Below are 1,023 nucleotides of genomic sequence, written 5' to 3'. Positions count from 1 at the left end.
AGTGTCACCGCATTTATTAGAAGCTGAAATCCTACATCATTTAGACAACTTAGATGCTTCTATTCAAATGATGACAACTGCATTGGACCATACAGAACCTGGCGAATTTTCAGCCCGCATTTTCGGTATGGACAACCGGGCTTTCTATAAACCTAAAGGGCAAGTTGCTAGCGAAGAAAATCAAAATCAAGAGACAGAAAACGAGGAAATTACCCTAGATTTCCAAGGGTCAAATGATGACCTACCATTTTTTGAATAAAGCATTATAATAAGAGAACCAAGTCTTTACCTGCAAGCAATCAGGTAAAGACTTGGTTTCTTTTTTTTTTGCATAAATTTCCTGTAAATTTCGAATTTACGCAAACAATATCCCAATTCTACAGAAATTAACATGGGCGTGATATTCTGTACTACTGCGAAGAAAATGTACTTTATGATGCCTTGATTGAGTTAGGCGATGAAGTGGCACCAGTAGCCAAGTTACATGGAGCGACTACGGGTAAATAGTGACGATTGGGGATATCCAAGTTTTTCCAATAGTCAGACCACGAGATTAAAGGTATTGCGAGCATTTTTATCCAAACGCCTGAAGCCAAATTTGTCCATACGGTCGACTTTCGTTTGACGGGCTACCATCCTGAAAAAGTCGATCAGTGAGAACGGGCTATCAATCAATTTGAACCAGCTTATCCTAAGGTCTACCATGCCTTTTACCCGGATGCGGATTTTCTGATATTGTTCGAGGATATGTCAAATGATGTGGGTTCTAGTCTGGAAAATAAACTGGACTATATCAACCTAAAATCACTTAAAAAAGACCTAGAATTGTATCTTTTACAAAATGCTTTTGAAAATATGTCAATCTTGGCAACCTTAAAACCAGCGATTTATCTGCATACAAGAGGAGAACCAATTGGAGAATATATGCCAGCTTATAGCCAAAGGATTGCTTATTTACAAAGTATAGACATCCCCTTCGTGTCATTTGGGGTCAGTGGTCACGCTAGGCAGATGAATTTACTG

At 38.7% G+C, this 1,023-nt stretch carries 1 protein-coding gene and 1 pseudogene; both read left to right on the top strand.

The window, feature by feature from the left end; all coding sequences use genetic code 11:
* Positions 1-259: pseudogene (locus tag ACRCJ0_RS15155) on the top strand (3'-5' exonuclease); the annotation flags it as partial.
* Between the two features lie 488 nt (positions 260-747).
* Positions 748-1,023, top strand: a 276-nt coding sequence (locus tag ACRCJ0_RS15150) for a hypothetical protein (RefSeq protein WP_431391036.1), incomplete at its 3' end; no start/stop codon positions are given.

It is taken from the genome of Aerococcus sp. L_32, from assembly GCF_050689315.1.
Note: the sequence above shows the minus strand (reverse complement) of the source record. Positions and strands in the feature narration are given on the sequence as shown.